Annotated in this window: 14 protein-coding genes and 1 pseudogene; 8 read left to right on the forward strand and 7 right to left on the reverse strand. The window is 44.7% G+C overall.

All coding sequences use genetic code 11. The features are described from left to right. Nucleotides 1–234: 234 nt before the first annotated feature. The 5 genes from GMES_RS03800 to GMES_RS03820 form a co-directional block, all read right to left on the reverse strand. Entirely contained in the window at nt 235–1,167 is a 933-nt protein-coding gene (locus tag GMES_RS03800; RefSeq protein WP_006991256.1) for an SEL1-like repeat protein, read from the reverse strand. A gap of 58 nt (nt 1,168–1,225) precedes the next feature. Next, nucleotides 1,226–1,873 carry a LysE family translocator gene (locus GMES_RS03805; protein WP_006991257.1) on the reverse strand — a complete coding sequence of 216 codons (648 nt, stop codon included), beginning with the start codon at nt 1,871–1,873 and terminating at the stop codon, nt 1,226–1,228. Between the two features lie 177 nt (nt 1,874–2,050). Then, the gene (locus GMES_RS03810; protein WP_006991258.1) at nt 2,051–2,491 is read right to left on the reverse strand and encodes a DUF6515 family protein; all 441 of its coding nucleotides are present in this window, start codon (nt 2,489–2,491) and stop codon (nt 2,051–2,053) included. Nucleotides 2,492–2,657: 166 nt separating this feature from the next. Next, nucleotides 2,658–2,954, reverse strand: a complete 297-nt coding sequence (locus tag GMES_RS03815; RefSeq protein ID WP_006991259.1) for a Bor family protein — start codon at nt 2,952–2,954, stop codon at nt 2,658–2,660. A gap of 609 nt (nt 2,955–3,563) precedes the next feature. Then, the gene (locus GMES_RS03820) at nt 3,564–4,739 is read right to left on the reverse strand and encodes an aminotransferase class I/II-fold pyridoxal phosphate-dependent enzyme (protein ID WP_006991261.1); all 1,176 of its coding nucleotides are present in this window, start codon (nt 4,737–4,739) and stop codon (nt 3,564–3,566) included. A gap of 410 nt (nt 4,740–5,149) precedes the next feature. Here GMES_RS03820 and GMES_RS03830 point away from each other — a divergent pair, with 410 nt between their 5' ends. From GMES_RS03830 to GMES_RS03855, 6 genes are all read left to right on the forward strand, one after another. After that, nucleotides 5,150–7,165 (forward strand): TonB-dependent receptor plug domain-containing protein, encoded by a 2,016-nt coding sequence (locus GMES_RS03830; RefSeq protein WP_006991262.1) that lies wholly within the window; start codon nt 5,150–5,152, stop codon nt 7,163–7,165. A 28-nt stretch (nt 7,166–7,193) separates the two neighbouring features. Continuing rightward, the gene (locus GMES_RS03835) at nt 7,194–8,318 is read left to right on the forward strand and encodes an HmuY family protein (protein WP_006991263.1); all 1,125 of its coding nucleotides are present in this window, start codon (nt 7,194–7,196) and stop codon (nt 8,316–8,318) included. Nucleotides 8,319–8,479: 161 nt separating this feature from the next. Next, nucleotides 8,480–9,412, forward strand: a complete 933-nt coding sequence (locus tag GMES_RS03840) for a heme/hemin ABC transporter substrate-binding protein (protein WP_006991265.1) — start codon at nt 8,480–8,482, stop codon at nt 9,410–9,412. An 89-nt stretch (nt 9,413–9,501) separates the two neighbouring features. Continuing rightward, a complete protein-coding gene (locus GMES_RS03845; protein ID WP_006991266.1) occupies nt 9,502–10,530 on the forward strand; it encodes a FecCD family ABC transporter permease in 1,029 nt (342 codons plus the stop codon). A gap of 5 nt (nt 10,531–10,535) precedes the next feature. Further along, complete coding sequence (locus GMES_RS03850) at nt 10,536–11,372, forward strand: ABC transporter ATP-binding protein (RefSeq protein WP_006991267.1); 837 nt, start codon at nt 10,536–10,538, stop codon at nt 11,370–11,372. Between the two features lie 33 nt (nt 11,373–11,405). Then, on the forward strand, nt 11,406–12,143 hold the full coding sequence (locus GMES_RS03855) for a HugZ family pyridoxamine 5'-phosphate oxidase (RefSeq protein ID WP_006991268.1): 738 nt from the start codon (nt 11,406–11,408) through the stop codon (nt 12,141–12,143). A 170-nt stretch (nt 12,144–12,313) separates the two neighbouring features. On the opposite strand, the gene GMES_RS03860 is transcribed toward GMES_RS03855, so the two are convergent. Beyond that, nucleotides 12,314–12,874, reverse strand: a complete 561-nt coding sequence (locus GMES_RS03860) for a lysozyme (RefSeq protein WP_006991269.1) — start codon at nt 12,872–12,874, stop codon at nt 12,314–12,316. Nucleotides 12,875–13,169: 295 nt separating this feature from the next. On the opposite strand from GMES_RS03860, the gene GMES_RS03865 reads away from it, so the two are divergent. Both GMES_RS03865 and GMES_RS03870 read left to right on the forward strand, forming a co-directional pair. Next, nucleotides 13,170–13,559 carry a potassium channel family protein gene (locus GMES_RS03865; RefSeq protein ID WP_006991270.1) on the forward strand — a complete coding sequence of 130 codons (390 nt, stop codon included), beginning with the start codon at nt 13,170–13,172 and terminating at the stop codon, nt 13,557–13,559. 92 nt (nt 13,560–13,651) lie between these two features. Continuing rightward, nucleotides 13,652–14,443 (forward strand): hypothetical protein, encoded by a 792-nt coding sequence (locus GMES_RS03870; protein WP_226990241.1) that lies wholly within the window; start codon nt 13,652–13,654, stop codon nt 14,441–14,443. A 489-nt stretch (nt 14,444–14,932) separates the two neighbouring features. Here GMES_RS03870 and GMES_RS03875 read toward each other — a convergent pair. Then, nucleotides 14,933–15,233 (reverse strand): annotated as a pseudogene (locus GMES_RS03875) (transposase); the annotation flags it as partial.

Genomic DNA, 15,233 nt, shown 5'->3' on the forward strand with positions numbered 1-15,233 from the left:
AAATTGACACAAAACAAGTTTGAATAGCAGATTATCTTCCAGGGCGTTCGAATAATGTTACAGAAGATGTCAGTCACTGCTCTGCGCGCTTAGAATTGATTAAGGACTTTGTTTTTATAGGTAATCAAAAAGGAGAGGGTTGGCGTTTCGCCGCCAAGGAATTACTTAAAAACAGCCCCGCTACTCGCTGCAGGGAACGAAGCGGCAAACGGAATACGTGCCCCATCATGGTTGTTAGTATACCCAACCATCCACGCAGTTGGTGGGTGTACCTAACTCATCGATTTCGGCATAAATATCGTCTATATATTCAGGGTCCGCGCCGTCTTCTTTGGCTTTATCGAGCCAAAATGAGGCACTAGGTATATCGTTGTTGCACGCGTAATAGGTGCCCAACCACGTTTGAGCGAAGCGGTAACCTTTTTGTGCGGACTGCGTGAAAGCCGCTAGAGCTTTGTCTTTTGCGTGTTCTTGCAGAGATTTACCAAGGGCATAGTAAGCGCCGGGTTTATCGAATTCATCTACTGCGAATTGCCATAACGTTTGTGCTTTGGTGCTATCTTTTGTGATCGATTGAGACAAGCTAAGTAGCGAATATCGGTAGCTACCCTGATCTAACGCTGACGCCAAATCGTGGATCTCTTGATAAGATAAATTTTGATAGACATTTATCTTAGCGTTAAACGCCAACTGTATTTTCTGTTCGCTGCGAGCAACCTTGGGCAGACCAAACAACAGCTTATTTTGTCGTAAAAAAGCAAGATTTTCTCGTTCATTTGACTCAGTGAAATAACGAAACCAATGGGCGAGTGCGGTACTGTCACATCCACCATGTTCAGCTATCACTTCATGAACTATTTGTGTTGCCAGCAAACGCGTTTCTGCTGTGCCTTCCATCCAATGAACGAATTCATCAAAGCGGTAATCAATGTTTTTACGCAGCAAATAATCAACCTCAGGCAAGAATTTTGGGCCTGTGGCGAAGTCAGTTTCACAGCGGGCATTCATTTGCGTAAATGCCACATTAATCAGCTCAATTTGGCCAACAACGCGCGCATACTGCATGGCCAGTTGTTCCATAGAAGGCGCTTTTGCATCTGCATCTTTTACATATACGCTTAGCGTCAATACTGACAAACACAAACTAGAAAATATAAAGCGCAACATCAGAACCTTCGATTATTAGGTTATCGTTTTGAAAGTGAAAACTAACACGGGCGAGAAATTAACTGGACTTTACCGGGGCATCATCAAAAATAAGTTTCGAGCCCAAAAAGATTAACACGCTACCAGAAATACCTTCCATCCAGCGCATGGCTGTACTGCTGGCAAAAAAGCGTTTAGCTGAACTAACAGCGCCTGCAAGGCCGCATTGCCAGACCATGGCAATCAAAAAATGGATCGCTGCCATACTCATCGCTTGTAGGAAAGGGGAGTATTGTGGGTCAATAAATTGCGGTAAAAAGGCTAAATAAAACACAGCGGTTTTAGGATTCAGCACGTTAGATAAAAAACCCTCTTTTAACGAGCGAGTCAGGTTTGACATTTTCAGTCCAGTCGCATCAATAGCAACACTGGCATCACCTTTAAGTGCGGCTTTTAATGCCCCAATGCCCAACCAAATGAGGTAGGCGGCACCTATCCATTTGACCGCCATAAAGAGCTCAGCTGATTGCAGTAAGATTGCCGATATTCCTACAGCTGAAAACGTCGCGTGCACGAATAAACCAAGGCAAATGCCCAAACTGGTGACGACACCATCACGCCCACCTGAACGGCTAGCATTTTTAATCACCAGCACGGTATCAATACCCGGGGTAAGGGTTAGTAAGGTGATAGCCAATAAAAAAGCTTCGAAATTTAAAATATGCATCGATTGATATTCACTGACAGAAAAGGTTATGAGATAAACGCCAAGGACATTTTTATATCATATTAGGCGCGGTATCCAAATTCGTATCGCCGTTTAATGCGTGGGTAGAAAGAAGGCTGGCGACTTATCGCGAATTGGCTAGGTTCTAGCAGATGAGGCGTAACTTAGGAGAATTGATTAGCCTGAATTCTGTGTATAAGGATTACTAATGACCTGATACCGCTGAGCATCAGCATCGAATCGATACCAAACTCCTCTACTTTCAAAGTAATCTTTATTCTGAAAGCGAGACTGTCTGTGCTGAACAGGGATGTCATTTACCCAGACGCCCTTTGGTGCAGAAATCACTTCGTAGCCCTGAGGTGTATCGCGGTAAAACACACCCTGAGCGTAATAACGCTTTGAACCTATGTAAGTGCGTTTATCTGGTATGTTCGAAATGATAGTGCCTATGGCAACGCCTATGCCTAAAACAATTAGGGCCGCTGACCCATTACCCCCACCACGAACGTTAATGCTACCATGGCCATGGCCCCCTGAATGCCTGCCATGAAACAAACCACACGACGACAAAAGAAAACAACTACTCAATGCGATAAAGGCAGTATGAATTTTCATAACAGCATTCCCAAAGTTTACTTTCATGTATTTTGGATACTGCAACTAGGAGATTGTTAGTATGAATAGCGTAAAGATTGTGTAAAGGGGGCGTGGCTAAAGAAGGTGGCGGCAATATTCGTTGAGCTCAGCGAACGCGGCAGCGCTCGCTGGAACCATTTTTATATCAGTTTACTTTGCAATAAACTTTAGCGGATCTAGGCGTGTATATACCCCAGGTTATTACACCTAATAAGCCATTTATAAAAGTCTGTTGAGCTTCTACTTTGATAATATTTGCTGCGCCGCCACAAATTTTAGCAGCATCAGTGACTTGCTCTTGACCTAAACCACTGATAAAAAATGTTTGAGACTTTTCAGAGGTAGGCACCTCAGCATTCTCACTATTAATGGTGAATGTTTGAGCTGCACACCCAAATAGGAAAGCACTGCAAAATAAAATAACGAATAACTTAAATGTCATAAAAACTCCTTGATTATGAATTGTTGCCCTTAAAATATAATTCCATGTATAGGCAAAGACATGAAAATGTTAACCTGCAAGTCGCGCAGTTTAGATACTATTGCTTAAAGGTAAGGTAAGTGATTTTTATACGTAGCAATATGTTGATGGTAATATTTTTTACTTACTTTACGCGACTTTTTTTTACCGCATTAGTTTGTTGGAATATCCATTGTTATTATTAAGGCATATTGGAATCGAGTAAGCTAAGTCAAAGAAAAGACCATAGAGTAAACTTGAAAAGTTAGACATTTTTTAAGCAATGTCTGAAGCTTGCTTTAGATATCCAAATGGATCTGTGTTTTTATTTGCGGTTTTAGCTGAAAGTCGCGTTAGCTCGGAGCTGTGTATAATCGGGACGTAATTTAAAACATGCATGGTTGCCCGGTATGAAGTGCATAAGTGGCTGCAGGACACTAATGTGCAATACGTAGCGCATATCCCACTGCACTCACCGAATATTGTTTGAGCAGCAAAAAAATGTTCATCAAGCGAATGTCTTTCAGCGCAACTTTGTTCTTAGAGTGAGATTCAAAAACAAGCGAAAAATGCTGATTTGACATAAAGCGTTTATAAAGCCAGTTTTGCCATAAAACCACCTAACCTTACCAATCCCTCTTGTAACTCACTCTCAGCGGAGGCGAACGACAAACGTATGAAATCATCCCCTTGAAATTCGCCAAAATCATTGCCTGGGGTAAGTGCCACATGGGCTTCTTGTAGCGCCCGCTCGCAAAAATCCATGGCTGAAAGACCGGTAGGGCGAACATCAATATAAACATAAAAAGCACCGTCTGGTTGAACAGGCACGTGTAAGCCACATTCTTTCAACCCGGCTAAAATCAATTCTTTACGGGACTTAAGCATCGCTCTGCGTGACTCACACACGGCAATAGAAGCTGGGGTAAAGCATTCAAGGGCGGCTTTTTGGGCTAGGGTTGATGGGCAAATGTAATAGTTTTGCGCCATGCGCTCCATCACAGGTACGGCTTGTTCAGGTACCACGCACCAACCTAGTCGCCAGCCAGTCATGCCGAAATATTTAGAAAAGCTATTGATAACCAGTGCTTCATCATCAAACGATAACGCTGTAACCGGCTGAAAACCTGCGTCACCGTGATGCAGATTAAGGTAAATCTCATCGATGATGCGCCATGCCCCGCGGCTTTTAGCAAATTCACACATGGCCTGCAACTCATCTGGAGCAACGGCGGTGCCTGTTGGGTTCGACGGAGTGGCTAGCATCAAACCCCGCGTACCGCTGTGCCAGTGTTTTTCAAGCAAGTTCATATTCAACTGAAAGCGTGAATCGGCTGTGGTCGGCACTAACTGAACATTGCCGCCAAAACTCTTTATGAATTGCCGATTACAGGGATAAGAAGGGTCCCCCATGATCACATTATCGCCAGCATCGACAAAGGCGGCAGATAACAGCAATAACGCGGCCGAAGCGCCGGCCGTCACGACCACGCGCTCTGGGCTTATATCTACATTGTGCGCTGTTTTATAAAAGCCAGCGATAGCAGCTCGTAGCTCAGGTAATCCCAGCGCTGAGGTATAGGGTAGAGGGGAAGTCGTGGCTAGATTCTGCATAGCAAGTAACACATCAGGCGGCGCACCAAAATCAGGCTCACCAATATTGAACTTTATGACCTGATGCCCTTGGGCTTCTAACGCCGCCGCCTTTGCCCCAAACGCCATTGCAAAAAAAGGTGAGATAGCCTGAGCACGCTGTGAATATTTCAAATGATACAACCTGATTTATTAAACAAAATAGTAAAAATGTAAGCCGCCTATTCTGCCATTTTTACGGCTATAACGCAGCACTAAATACCTACTCAGAATGACTAAATGCTTATCATAAAAACAGCTCTGATGGCACTTAACAGGTTTACTGTCAGGACCACTGCCAGGTTAATTGTCAAGAGCAATAGCTGCCTTACATTGCTTGCTGTGAATAGGGGAATCCGTTCATTTTTAGCGCACTTTTTTTGTCAATTAAAATGGGAGTATATTTACTCGTCAGTTGATTTCTTAAGACATCATAGTGACTCGCATCACGATCAAAATTTTCACATTTTTCTTGACCAGAAGGATATGATTGTGACAAATTAAAATGCAAATGATAACGATTACTATTTGCAGTTGATATTAAAGTGAACTTAAAACCCCTCATACCTTGCCTAATATTGTTTAATACCAGTGCTTATGCTCAGTCGCTAGTTGATCACAAAAATGGCGACAGTCACGTAGATAACGCTCCATTAGAACGAATGGTCGTGACAGGAACGCGCTCCGAACTCGCTCAGTCTCGAAGCCCAGTGTCTATTGATGTGATCAGCGGCGCCCAATTACAGCAAGTAAGTCACGGTACGTTAGCAAGTGCACTGAACTTCATTCCTGGCGTGGTCACTAAGCGCAATGAAAAAGACGGCTACACAGTGCAAATGCAAGGTTTTGACGGGGATCACGTATTAGTCTTGCTTGACAGTCAACCGCTTATTTCACCCACTGGCTCGTCGGTGGATTTAGACCAAATCAGTGTGTTGAATATTGAGCGAATTGAAGTATTACGCGGGGCGGCATCTGTGCTTTATGGCAGCTCTGCCATGGGTGGGGTAATTAATGTCATCACGCGTAAGCAAAGTCAAAACAGCGGTAAATTTAGATATCAAGCCAGCAGTTATACCCAAAACGCGATTGATTCTAGTGATGTGGCAGGCTTGTACCAGTTAGACATTAACCAAAATATTATGGGCTGGCAGGGAAGTGTTAGCGCGCAAAAAATTGACGATCCGGGCTTTGACTACGATGAAAACACGCTCTCACAAAGTGCGCCCAGTACAGATAAGTCTTTTGTTAATCTAGGCCTAGCTAAAGACTTCAGTGATATTCACTTGGCGTTAAAAACACGCTATTTCAGCGATGAAAAAATTAAACTTCGTTACGCTATTCCTGGTCAAGCCGGAGACATCAGTTATCTGTCTGATGTTGAACAGTGGCAATACGATGTTAACGTCAGTAAAAGCCAAGTATGGAAAGTGAATGGTCGCTATTTACAGCATGATGAAACCAGTGGTGATTCAAATGGTTTGCGGGATGCTGAAATCACGTTGGCTGAAATAGACAGCCAATACCAATGGCAATTGGGCAGCGCTGCGCTTGTTTCGGGCCTGATTCTTCATCGGGATGAGTTGTACCAAATAAAGCAGGGCAGTAGCCCAGATGTGTCCGGAACAATTGAGGTGGATAACCAAAGCCGCGACAGTGTTGAGGGCTACACGCAAGCCAGTTGGTTGTATGGCGATCACGAATTTGGGGCGGGCGTTCGTGTTCAGAATGACAGTGACTTCGGGGTACATTCTGCAGCACGGTTGAACGGTTTGTTCACACTCAACAATGATAAAAATGACCTGTGGCAATTACGGTTGGGTGCAGGGCAAAGTTATCGCGTTCCGACCTTAAAAGAGCGCTTTTACGTATTCGATCACAGTAACTTAGGTTACATGGTGCTGGGAAATGATGAACTTGACCCGGAAACCGCCCTAAGTGGCAACGTTGAGCTTAGTTACCATGGCAGTGTTGCGCGATTGTTCGGTGCAAACAATACGCCAAACGCCTATCCCCGTTTATCGTTGCGGGCGAATATTCACTACGCTAAAGCGCAAGACTTCATTAACACGGTGACCGATGTTGAGGCATCTGCGCAAACCGGTTTATTGATTTCCCGCTATGAAAATGTCGACCAAACCTATATGAAAGGTGCGGATCTGTCGCTCAAACTTAGCTGGCAAAAAGTGGATTATCAGCTGAGCTACAGTTACTTGCACGCCACCGATGGCGACGATAACTACTTAGCTGATCGTCCTACTCATCAAATCAAGTCCAATTTAAATTGGCAGCTTCCCTTTGATATTAACGCCTTAGCCTACGTGGTGTATGAAACGGGCGAGCATCCAAGCAGCACCCAATTGGGTATCGAAAAAGACGATTGGCTCAGCGTAAATGTAAGCGTAAATCAACACATAAACGATCAATGGCAGTGGAACGCTGGCATCGACAACCTCTTCGATGAGCATCAAGACAGTGACGCTTTCGCCCAAGGCTTACTCGATGTGAGGCCCCTTTCAAGCCAGCGGGTATTCGTCGGCGTTAGCTATCAATTCTATTAAAACATTCTAACAACAAGGAAATACACACATGAAAATCAGTTATCTCGTCAGCTTGAGCACCGTCTTGCTACTAACGGCCTGCGGAGGATCCAGTTCGAGCAGCGACAGTGTTGATGCCTCACCCACTGAGCCAACTACGCCAGTGGTAGAAGAGGGCACAGTAGTAGGGCCTTTTAGTACAGGCACTACGGCGGAGCCAATTCGCGTGTATTTTGATTTAGACGCAGGTGAGGCGCTTTTATTAACTGCTGAAGAAGCGGCACAAAACAGTGCATGGGACATCGCATTTCAGCGCACCAAGGTGTACTTGAATACCCACAGCGAGAATAGTGTCGGGGCATTTTTCACTGATGTAAACAGTGACTTTTACGATGATGCTGGCGCCGCGGTTGTGGATAGCTTCTTAAACGCTGATGCAGACTCAGAATTAGATGATTACTTAGCTATTAGCGGCACAGACATTCCGGCAGATGACAGCTTTGTAGGTGACAGCGAAGAGAGTGTCATTGGCCCTAAATTTTACGATTACGATACAACTACCCACGTAGTGACTGCTAACGATGATCGCTATTTCATTGTCGATTCAGATGACGCTTACACCAAGTTTCGCGTCACGGACCTAACCAGTGACGGGCGCACAATGTCATCCATTACGTTTGGGGTTGCAACACAAAACACCTTAGCGGGGGACATTGAATTTGGTGCCGAATCAGCATTGACCATTAACACCGCAGACTGCACTGATGACATTTATATCGACTTCGATTTAGGGGCAGCCCTTTCTGCTTCTGATGCATGGGATATTACCTTGGCGTGCACCACAGTGGATGACATCACAGGGGCCGAATTTGATATTCACATCGCCGAAGATGCAACTGCGTTAGTGGACGATAGCAATGCTTATGCTGCAATAGACAGCGAAGCCGCACAATTTTATGGCTTTACCTCAGACGTTACCCAAGAATTGGCGTTTGATGCGAACCCTTGGTATCAGTACAACCTAAACGGTGGACATTTGCTCTGGTCGCAATACGGCGTGTATTTAATCAAAACCAGCGACGCTACGTTTAAAATGCAGATCACCAGCTATTACGACGATGCGGGTACATCAGGCAATTACAGCTTCCGTTTTGATGAATTAATCAGCGAGTAATTCATTCGTGTTGCATACAGGTACCAGCGCCGAAGCGTTGGCTGAGTACCTAGGTGAAGGTTTATTTTTAACACGTGCGGGTTTGCGGCAGTTTTGGCGCAAACCGCGCTTAAGCCTTAAACAAATCTGGCAAAACCGTTTAAACGTTAATTGGATACACCATGTACAAGTTCGTTAGTTTAGCTTTTTTTCTCGCACTGATAAGTGTGCAACCATCAGCATATGCAGGTACCTCGCTCGAATCGGATACCCTGCAAAGTTCCGAGAAAATGCGCATTATCGCCTCTGGCGGCAGTATTACCGAAATCATCTACGCGCTGGACAAACAGCAGTTTATCGTCGCCACCGATAGCACCAGTTTATTCCCTGCTGCCGCTGCTTCATTGCCTAAACTTGGGTATTTTCGTCAGCTCAGTACAGAGGGCATTTTAGGGTTCCAGCCCACCCATTTATTGGGTGCACAGGCTACTGGTCCTGAAAGTTTACCTGGGCAGTTAACTGCCGCGGGTATTCAGGTTCAAATATTTGATGAGCAACGAGATGTAGCAGGTTTGCATCAGCTTATTAGTGAGATAGGCCAATTATTAAACGCCTCAGAGAAAGCGTTAGCATTGAATCAACAAATCACCCAACAAGTAGCCCAGCTAAAAGCAAAAGCGAGTAAACGTCATTTGGCGAATGATTCAAGGACCCTTGCAGGTGGACATGACAAGATCACGGCACTGTTTGTAATGTCAGACAGCGATCGTGGATTAACTGTCGCAGGAGGGAATACCGTGCCTCAAGCCTTGTTTGACGATGCTGGTGTGATAAACGCAGCACACGCTTTAACAGATTATAAAGTGATGGACAACGAATCGATATTAGCCGCTAACCCAAACATCATTTTTGTTGCAAGCCACCGGGCACGAGAGGCTAATGCATTACAGCGTTTATGCCAACACCCAGCACTAAAAGCCACAAATGCAGGTCGAAACTGTGCCATCAGCGCAATGGAAAGCAGCAGTGCATTAGGATTGTCTCCTCGCTATCCACAAGCCTTGCAAACGGTGATTGCGCGCACTGCTATGTTTTACGCTGACCAGAGCCAATGAATGCCAATATGACCTCTAATATGACTACCAACATAAAAGCCTCGCCAATGACCCTCCAATTTGCCTTGGATGCAAGGCGCAAAAAGCATATGCGTGGCTTTACGTTTGTGCTCGCCATCGCAACGGTGTTGCTGCTAGTGGGGTTACAATCAGGTAGTTTTGAGCAATCTAGTCAGGTTCTATTTGATGTGCTAGTCAATAAGTTCAACCATCAAGCCTTGTCTCAAGAGCAGTACTTACAGTGGTATGTATTGTCTGAACTGCGTGCACCGCGCATGTTTATGGCCATGTTTGTTGGGGCCCTGCTGGCAATGTCAGGCTGTGCGATGCAAGGCTTGGTGCGAAATCCGTTGGCAGACCCAGGCTTAATAGGCATTTCTGGGGGAGCGGCTGCAGCCGCGGCCACAGCACTCGCGCTAATTAATCATTACCCACAGCTTGAAATAGGCGGGCAATACTTAATCGCCTTAAGTGCCTTTATTGGTGCACTGATAGCAGTATGGATTGTATTGATCGTAGCGCGTACGCCTGCAGGTATGGCCATTTCGTCGCTGATTCTAGCAGGCGTTGCGGTGAATGCATTGGCGGGTACACATATTGGTGCAATTAGTTACATGGCGAACGATGATGCCCTTAGGCAAATCACCTACTGGACCATGGGCAGTTTAGGCGGGGTGACCTGGTCTAAAGTGCTGTTTGTAGGAATATTAAGTATTCCGATTATTGCGCTTTATATGCATTTACGCCAACCACTTAACTTGTTTGCTCTTGGTGAAAACGAAGCCCAGTGCATGGGCCTTGAAGTCAACAAATACAAACGTTTGATACTCTGGTTGGTGGCATTTTCGGTAGCTCTGGCTACTGCACTGTGCGGCATCATCGGCTTTGTTGGTTTGGTGGTACCCCATATTGCGCGCACGATTTTCAGCGCTGATCACAAATATTTGATGCCTGCCTGCGGTGCGCTTGGCGCCATATTAATGTTGGGCGCTGATACCGCTTCTCGTGCGTTATTTCCCCCTCTTGAAATCCCCATTGGGATAGTGACCTCAGCTGTGGGTGCACCGTTTTTTTTATACCTACTAGCTAAACAAAAAAGGGGAGGGGCAATTGCTTAAACTCCATGCTTAATTTACACAATATCGCCTTAAATCACGGTGAGAACACCTTGCTTGAGGGAGTGAACATCCAACTTGATGCCGGCAGCTTTTGCACGATTATCGGTGAAAACGGCTGCGGTAAATCGACTTTATTACGTTGTATTGCTGGGCTTCATGCACCTTTGACTGGGGCAATTATGTTGAATGAACGCACGTTAGGCGACTGGCAAGTTAAATCGCTCGCCAAAGTGCGTGCGTTTGTAAATCAACATAACCAAGTGCAATTTGCCTTTTTAACGGAAGAAATTTTGCAGCTAGGACGCATTAATCAAACCGAAACCCTAGCTCAGAGTACCGCGCTCATTTGCCAAGTAGCTGAGCAACTTAGTATTGCTCACTTATTCGGCCGTGATGTTAGAACCCTGTCGGGCGGGGAACGCCAGCGCGTGTTTATTGCTAAAGCTTTGGTGCAATTATTACCCGCAACATCCATTGAAACAACCGAAGGAGCTTCAACGCATGTGCAAAACAAGAGACATGGGGACGGCGCGAAAAAACGGTTAGATGGCAAGTTGCTGTTGCTCGATGAGCCCACCTCAGCACTGGATTTTCGTTTTCAAAAAGCCATGATGGATGTGATTAAAACACTCTGCCAACAAGGTTTAAGTGTCATGTGTGTCAGCCATGATATTAACTTGGTTTTACCTTATGCCAGTGAGGTGATTTTGCTAGCCAATGGTCGCTGCTTAGCGCAAGGGCGAGTGGCTGACGTGATCACTGCAACAAACTTACAACAGTGTTTTGGCGTGATGCCCAAACTTATCCCACAGCCAGATGGTGTGCCGTATATCACCCACTGATGGTGTTTACCCGTTTAGTAAAAAGGAGCAAAAATGAAATTAGACAAATACATCTTCGACGCCAAAACTCTCGTTCGCCAGCAACACAGTGGCGTGTTAAGTACCCATTCTCAATCAGTAGCCGGTTATCCCTTTGGCTCTGTGGTGCCGTATTTTATGACGCCAGAAGGTAACTTAGTCACTTATATTAGCCAAATTGCCCAGCACACGCGCAACATTAAAGGTAACCCTAAAGTGTCAGTGACGGTGTTCGACACGCTACAAGATGATTCTCAAGCGAATGGCCGAGTGACTATTTTAGGCGATGCGGAACTGGTGGACGACGTCCATATAACCGAACAATACTTAGCACTGTTTCCTCGGGCAATAGGCTATAAGAAAACTCACGACTTTTCGTTTTATCAAATAAGACCTGAACGCATTCGTTACATAGGCGGTTTCGGTAAGATCTTTTGGATCAACAAAGAAAACTGGCTTACGGGTTCAGACGAGAGTGATTGGCAGAAAGTCAGTAACGGAATCATCGAACATATGAATCAGGATCATAAAGAAGCGATGGCATCGATCGTTGAGGACCAATTTGGTATTCAGGCCAAGAATGTGGTGATGCTTTCTGCGTTTTATGAGGGGGCGCACATACAGGTAGAAGAACAGGTAGTTTATTTGCCCTTTGAAAAACCTTGCTTGAATGCACAAGCTGTTCGTGAACAATTAGTTGCGGCTACCCATGCAGCAAGAGCGAACCTGTCGCCAGCGGTAGTGAACGAATAAAAAGCACTCGCTGTATGTTTTATTTTATATGAGCTTGCATGAGCACTTACACATGCGCAGTTATATGAAATAACTTGAAAGCGCGCAGTGTGTTTTTTTGACGTTACTTGCGCTATGACTGTGCTAATACAATACGGCCAAATGTAATTAGTGCATTTGGCCATAAAATCTTATTTATCAAACAAGCTTTTTTCTTTCGCGCGCCTTTTTACTAGATGCGCGTTGACCTTACCAGCCGCTTTGCGCCATACGCTAAATTGCTCGCTTGCACCTGTGTAATCCTCTTTATTCAGTAAGCGCAACAAGGTGGATTTGTATAGGTTGCCCATACCGATGTTGTACCCTAAACAAACCAGTGCGCTGAATTGATTATTATTCACCGGCACTTTGACTAACTTGTGCATTTGGTCTTCTATTTTGAGCAGGTCTGCTTTAAGTAATACTTCCGCCTGTGGGGCATTTATTGTCATGCCTTGCTCTACACCGGCTTTGTGACCGTAACCGATTAACCAATGTCCACCTGGGCCTTGATAGGCTTTAAGTCTTACACCTTCTGATTCTTTAATAATATCGATGCAGGCTTGATTGGTTTCGCTTTTTTGCTGTGTAACCGAGGGGACTTCTAACGAAGGCTCAACTTTCTTTGTAGTAGTGCTTTTCTGGCTGGCACAACCACCCAATGTTAAGAACAAGGCGGTGAGGGTTAGTGTATATAGTAGGTTCATTTTCATAAGCTTCCTTTTTGATATGCACGTCAGCGCTGAATATGTATTCCCTGCATTCTCTGGTGACCAACGTTTTTAAATTTGCCACTTAATTAAAACCGCTAGTTGTTATTTTGCAAGTTTGTTGTTTTTTATATAAAAACAGATGAAGTTTCTGGTGGTACACTGTCCTTTTATTAACTGATTATGCCGAGGGGTGCTCTTCCATTAACCTCTGCTTTTCAAGAAAAGTCCGAATAAACGGAAGTGGTAAATGATTTACGTATTCATAATTAATACTTTGCTAGTGGCTGGAGCCGTTATGCTGCACTACGAATTTTTGCATCGTATTATGCGTTTTTTGCCTAATATGAGAGTTAAACACAGTTACCGTATTGTTTTTGGCGTGTTCGGCGCACTTATCGCCCACATCTGTGAAATTTGGATATTCGCTATCGCTTATTATTTTATGCATAGGATTGACGGGTGGGGCACGCTAATTGGCAATTTTGAAGGCTCGTTAATGGATTGCGCGTATTTCTCCTTTACCGTATACACCACAGTCGGTTTTGGTGACATCGAACCATTAGGCGCCCTGCGTTACTTAACCGGTATTGAGTCCCTGACTGGGTTAGTTCTAATAACGTGGACAGCATCGTTTTTATATTTTGAAATGCAGCGCCATTGGAACATCATAGATGGCGAAAATTAACGTGGTTGACCTTGACGGCCAATACTAAGGAGTCGTAAGTGCTACTGATCAGAATGGTTTGCATCTGTTTATTGAGCCAAACCGCATGCGCAATGAGCGCTGCGAATGAGCCCAGCACTTGGTTACTGATAGACGATTTTGAGCGCGGTAACAGTGTTGATAATTGGACTAAAGCAGATACAAAAAACGAAACCAAGCCTTTAATCAACGAGCCTCAAGTAACACTTAGAAAAATTGAAACGACGTCTAAAGGCACTAATGCTTATTTACTTAAAAAGCCCGCGCCCGAAGGGGTTGTGGGTAATCGCAAGGCCCTCACGTTTAAAGCGTTGCCGCAAATCGTTGAAGTAGGGGAAATTGTCACTTTTTATACGCGGATTAATGTTGAATCTTTCCCCAATAATCATGCCTTCGGCTTAAGTAACATGGGCCCTGATGATATCAAAAAGCACGATTACAACGCGTTTGAAGCCACATTGCGTGTTACGGATAAAAGTGAGTCTAGTGGCCTTAAAAACACCGGTGCGCTCATGGTTAAAGTGCCTGGTGGTTATGCCAATGTTAAACATAATCTTGCGGAAAATGAACGAGACGCCAAACCACTTGAGCCAGGGCAGTGGTATAAAATATGGTATGTGGTGAACAACGCACCTAAAAAGCAGGGTGGGCAAACCTATGACGTGTATTTACAAGGTGGCAGCGAGTTCCCCGAGCAGACGTTGGTGTATCAAGGTGCAACATTTCGCATGCAACGAGAATGGCCGCTCACGTATTTTTTAATGAATTGTAATACCGGCCCACTCGACAAGCCTTATGGTAATGGCGGCCTTAAATATGATGACATTTACATGACAAAAGGAATTGAGTTAACAAACCCGAGTTAGGAAAATAGCGTGCGTAGGTAAACTGCAGCACTCACACAGTGTCAGATTTTCCAGCTCGATAGATTGAACAGCCAAGACAGCTTTTTATAACCATAAATCGGAAGTACGTTCGCTATATATTGAGTAGGCGCTTTCGGTGCCAAAGCGGTCATAGTGTTAATACCCCATCAATATAAACGACTCAAAGGACTTACTACGCCATTAGCGCCTTGCTGAAGAACATGAGTATATATTTGAGTCGTTTTTAGAACTATAAAGACAGCCATCTTTAGTAGAACTATAAAGACAGCCATCTTTAGAGTCGTATAAAAAACTCTCCTGCTTATAGGGGAAACTACCCTAAACAAGCATCAAGGTACTTTTCATCTGAACGATTAGGGATTTCTACTTGAATACTAAGCGTGGAAGGAGAGAATCCAGCGCAAGGTCAATTTTCAGGCAGGGGAGTAGGCTACGATATATGTATGATATGCAATGTTCGAAATTAATTTAGGCGCGCTTTAGCAGCTCTTTCGCTTTGGTCATTCCTCGCAGACGTTGATGATGGGTGTGGCGCTTGAACGCATTCATCATTTGCTCCGCACCTGCTGCGTAGCAAAAGTGTTTTTCGAACTCAGTGGTTAGGGTTAACCACTGAGCTGAATCTAAGCCGAGTCGTTCTAAAATTGGGCTTTGAGTATTGTCGATATGACCTGCCTTATCATCACGAATACAGCGGCCAGTGGTATCGACCAGCTCAATATAGTCTTTTAGTGAATACGCGATACCTTTGGGCATATTTTCACAAGAA

The organism is Paraglaciecola mesophila KMM 241 (assembly GCF_000315015.1).
Lineage (GTDB): Bacteria > Pseudomonadota > Gammaproteobacteria > Enterobacterales > Alteromonadaceae > Paraglaciecola > Paraglaciecola mesophila.